The 3672-nt window shown below is 50.2% G+C and carries 6 protein-coding genes and 2 pseudogenes; 1 reads left to right on the forward strand and 7 read right to left on the reverse strand.

Features of this window, described 5'->3' with window-relative positions; translation table 11 throughout:
* Positions 1-208 precede the first annotated feature (208 nt).
* From BLU70_RS14025 to BLU70_RS14040, 6 genes and pseudogenes are all read right to left on the reverse strand, one after another.
* Positions 209-568 carry a type II toxin-antitoxin system PemK/MazF family toxin gene (locus BLU70_RS14025; RefSeq protein WP_074693975.1) on the reverse strand — a complete coding sequence of 120 codons (360 nt, stop codon included), beginning with the start codon at positions 566-568 and terminating at the stop codon, positions 209-211.
* A complete protein-coding gene (locus tag BLU70_RS14685) occupies positions 568-729 on the reverse strand; it encodes a hypothetical protein (RefSeq protein WP_176780929.1) in 162 nt (53 codons plus the stop codon). The genes BLU70_RS14025 and BLU70_RS14685 overlap by 1 nt, the downstream gene beginning before the upstream one ends.
* Positions 730-935: 206 nt before the next feature.
* Complete coding sequence (locus BLU70_RS14030; RefSeq protein ID WP_074693977.1) at positions 936-1646, reverse strand: hypothetical protein; 711 nt, start codon at positions 1644-1646, stop codon at positions 936-938.
* Between the two features lie 16 nt (positions 1647-1662).
* Positions 1663-2412, reverse strand: a complete 750-nt coding sequence (locus tag BLU70_RS14035; RefSeq protein ID WP_244885242.1) for a hypothetical protein — start codon at positions 2410-2412, stop codon at positions 1663-1665.
* Between the two features lie 33 nt (positions 2413-2445).
* Positions 2446-2808, reverse strand: a pseudogene (locus BLU70_RS14835) (helix-turn-helix domain-containing protein); the annotation flags it as partial.
* A 34-nt stretch (positions 2809-2842) separates the two neighbouring features.
* Complete coding sequence (locus tag BLU70_RS14040; protein WP_074693981.1) at positions 2843-3061, reverse strand: helix-turn-helix domain-containing protein; 219 nt, start codon at positions 3059-3061, stop codon at positions 2843-2845.
* A 197-nt stretch (positions 3062-3258) separates the two neighbouring features.
* Here BLU70_RS14040 and BLU70_RS15035 point away from each other — a divergent pair, with 197 nt between their 5' ends.
* The gene (locus tag BLU70_RS15035; RefSeq protein WP_074693983.1) at positions 3259-3498 is read left to right on the forward strand and encodes a helix-turn-helix domain-containing protein; all 240 of its coding nucleotides are present in this window, start codon (positions 3259-3261) and stop codon (positions 3496-3498) included.
* Here BLU70_RS15035 and BLU70_RS14705 read toward each other — a convergent pair.
* Positions 3403-3672 (reverse strand): annotated as a pseudogene (locus tag BLU70_RS14705) (hypothetical protein); the annotation flags it as partial. The gene BLU70_RS15035 and the pseudogene BLU70_RS14705 sit on opposite strands and share 96 nt — an antisense overlap.

Here is a 3672-nt window from a genome sequence, read left to right on the forward strand (position 1 = left end):
CGCTGGATCGCCTCCTTGCCCGTTTCCAACCTGACTTTAGCGCGTCCAAACGTGCAGAACGCGCCACTTTCGCGCCAAAGTGTGCGACCGTTCTACTGTCACCAACGTAGCACGGCGAACGTGCGATTTTGCGCCAACTTTAGGCCATATTGAGCGGACACAAAAAGAGACCCGGCCATAAACGCCGAGTCCCTCGTATCCCGTCATACTAAGATTCCTCTGATGATTCAATCATAAAATTGATTAGCGCTGAAAGATCATCTGGATGTAGAGTCCCTATCCGCCTCGTTAAGTCTTGCGATTGCAATCGAAGCAAGTTCGCCGGATGAGTTTTGACCCATGAAGGCTTGGTGAGATTTGCTTTTGCCCACTGTTGAATGGGAAACTTAAATTTGCCGTAGTACTTCTCAGGAGTATGAGGCCCAACGCTGGTGATAGCCGCACAAACAACCATGACTGAATCCGATGAAATAGCGACCACAACTACTGGACGATCCTTAAAATTAGTTGGATCATCTTGATAACGTACACGAACTAAATATACATCTCCGATAGAAACAGACGACATCAGCAGTCCTCTTCTTCATACCATTCCCGATGAAGTGGATTATCTCGATCGAGCAGAAGCACGCCGTTCTCATCCCGTTCGAGTTTTTGCGCTTTGGCCCACAACGCATCAAAATTCGCCTGATTGAAATTGGCGATTTTCTCGGCAAGGGTCTGTGTCATTTCCGACCCCTCCTTCGTATGTCCATCGTCTAACCCTGACATACTGCACTCACCTCTTTGGCATGTGCAGTATGAGCATCTTGTAAAGAAAGTATACCGTAGATGTACATCTGCTGTCACTGACTTTCTGACCTAAAAATCAGGAGCCCTTGATTAGAGCCTCAAGGAGCGCTCAATGTCCTTTCCCAAGGTTCATGCTCGATTCACTAACTCCACAACTCCCGTTGCTCGAAACGCACCACACGCGCCGTCACCCTCCCTGGCATCAACGGCACACGCTTAGCCACCTGCATCAACTCGACCAACTCACGCTCCTTCAACACCGTACTCAGCATCCGCCCGACATGACCCGCCATTTCGCTAATCTGACGATTGAGTGTCCGCGACGACATATGCAAGTCCATCGCACACGCCACAAGCTTCTTGCCCTGCTGATACCGCAACCGGAACAGGTCCCACCACTCTGTGCCCTCGACGGCCTGCTCAATCAGCCGCATTTGCCCTTCCAACGCCCGCAATGATTGACTAACCCGCACCTTCGTCTTTAAGCTTGTCGCCTTGATACGCTGGCGAGACTGCCACAGCGTGCGATACAGGTTCAACGCCGCGTATCCGATGTCGTGGTACGTCTCCTCGTCAAGCGCTGCCGGTTGTTCGCGCTCCACAAGCGTAGGCTCTGGCGGAAGCGGAAACAGGAACGTGTTCTGCATCCCTTGCGGCCCATGTCCACGCCCATGCACGAGCCTCCAGCCGCCACATCCCTCCTGGACGTAGATGTTCATCGCGACATCATCCAAGTGCACGCCGACGGTCTCCAGTGCGCCGCGAAACAGTGCGACGAACGTCTCCGGCGGGATGTCACAGGCAATGCTGTGCTCACTTGTGCAGCCCATAATGACGTATGTATACCCCTCCATCCCCCTCACCTCCGCCTCATCCGTCCGGAAAGAGGGCGTAGAATGCCTCGTAGCGCTCGTCACGGATAGGTGCCTTTCGCGACGGCTGTGATGTACGCGACCTGCTTGGACGTTGCGATGGTTGCGACACTTGTGGCGCAGCGCAATCTTCGCGATACTCTGCCCAGTTGACGACCTCAACCGGCGTGCGCTTGGCAAGCTCGCACGCCCAGCGGTCTTTGATGACCTCTGCACAGTAGGCGAAACTGCGTGGACGACGGTCGGCAAAGGTGGCGAATGTGTAGTCAATGCCGGCCAGGATGAACTCCATAGGCACGCCGCTCTCCAGGAGTTGCTTGATGGCACGGTAGTCGTTTTCCTTGGCGATATAAGGCCGTCCCAGGTGCATGGTCATGCGTTGGTCGATGGCTAGGTAGGGGTCATACTCGCTCGTCCAAGCGCTTGGAGAAGTGACAGTGGGCAGTAGGGTATCGTATATGTCCACCTGGGCGTCACTCGTGACGGCAATGTTTGCCGGCATGTCGAGAAGGTCGGCGGTGACACCTCGCTCGTTTTCCTCAATGTGGAACGCACGTGCGCACGCTCTATCTTCGTCTTCTTCATCATCATCTTCTAGTCTTTTAAATGATCTATTTGTCCGTACCTCAGGTTCGTGTTCCATCTGTACCTCAGGTACGTCCGGTTCCATGCGAACCTCAAGTTCGGACGGTTTCGTATGTACTTCAAGTTCATGCGGCTTTCGGTACACGACATCGTACTCTCGCACGCCAATAGGTTCCGTTTCACCGACTAGTGCTAATGCCTTTTCAACAAGAGGACGGAAATTGTATACATTTGTACTCCAGGTTTTCCTATCATGATGTTTCCTTTGGCCTACAAGCAACAACCCTTTTTCACACAAGCTATCAGTCCATTTCTGAATCTGTCTCACACTGCATTTCATGTGCTCCGCCAGTTTCTCTTGACTGGGAAACGGATCACTTGTGTCGTGCTTGTAGGTGAGAACTGTACAAATAAAACCAAACTCACCATGTTCTATGCCAATATGTCGATAATTTCGAACAATAATGTTGGGGATTCCGAGGAAACCTTCGTCCAGGAGTTTGTTTCCCCATATAGCTTCAATTTTGTCATTGTTATTTTCGCCATCTTTCCAAGGCATAGTTCCTCCAGCCTTTCTCACACAGGATCGGCTATTATCCTTTTCTTTCGAAGTCGTCCACGTCTCTAAGTAACTCAGATAAACTGATTCCAAATGCAGAGGAAAGTTGAAATAGATGCTTTAGGGTAGGGAAATGCTTGTCTCTCTCAATCCCACTTATGGTCGTTTGAGGAACGCTTGCTTTTCTAGCTAATTCTGATTGAGACCAACCGTGTTCGTGTCGCAGATGTCGTATTCTCTCCGATATCCTCATCGTAAGAACCCCTTTAGTGAATTAGCTATATATCGCTAACTACAATGAGTTTATGTTTTGCTCGTCTCAATGTCAACGTTATATCGCTAACTCAGTTGAAACTATCTTATCCGGAACACTTTCATGTAAACTGTTAGCGATAAATTGTTTGCATCAAATTAATGAGACCAGTAATGCGCGACTATCGGAGTGATTTTATGACAATTAGCGAGGCTATTTCCTTACGAATTCAAACTCTGTGCAAAGAAAAGAACATCACAGTAAATAGATTGGCACTCATATCTGGCCTCTCCCAATCAACCATAGCTAGTATCATGAATGGAAGAAGCCAAAACCCAGGATTAGCAACCCTGAATAAAATAGCCAAGGGATTTGGCATGTCTCTTGGAGAGTTCCTTGACTTCCCGGAAATAAACGAGGCAGAAATTGAGGAGTAAAGAGGTCTTGAAGGTCGGATCAGTAATCATCCGAAACGATCGCGTCGGGGCAATGGCCGGGATGTACGTGTCCTGCCATGGCGTGAACCCATACGTCGCGACCTGCTCGTTCGAGTGGCCCACGTCCGCGTTCACGTAGGTGCCCATGTTGTTGAAGTACCACACCGCGATGAG

This window comes from Alicyclobacillus hesperidum, from assembly GCF_900107035.1.
GTDB lineage: Bacteria > Bacillota > Bacilli > Alicyclobacillales > Alicyclobacillaceae > Alicyclobacillus > Alicyclobacillus hesperidum.

Excerpts from the sequence above, each read along its gene's own strand:
- BLU70_RS14025 (WP_074693975.1), bottom strand. The coding sequence starts at position 568 with ATGTCGTCTGTTTCTATCGGAGATGTATATTTAGTTCGTGTACGTTAT.
- BLU70_RS14685 (WP_176780929.1), bottom strand. The coding sequence starts at position 729 with ATGACACAGACCCTTGCCGAGAAAATCGCCAATTTCAATCAGGCGAAT.
- BLU70_RS14030 (WP_074693977.1), bottom strand. The coding sequence starts at position 1,646 with ATGGAGGGGTATACATACGTCATTATGGGCTGCACAAGTGAGCACAGC.
- BLU70_RS14040 (WP_074693981.1), bottom strand. The coding sequence starts at position 3,061 with ATGAGGATATCGGAGAGAATACGACATCTGCGACACGAACACGGTTGG.
- BLU70_RS15035 (WP_074693983.1), top strand. The coding sequence starts at position 3,259 with ATGACAATTAGCGAGGCTATTTCCTTACGAATTCAAACTCTGTGCAAA.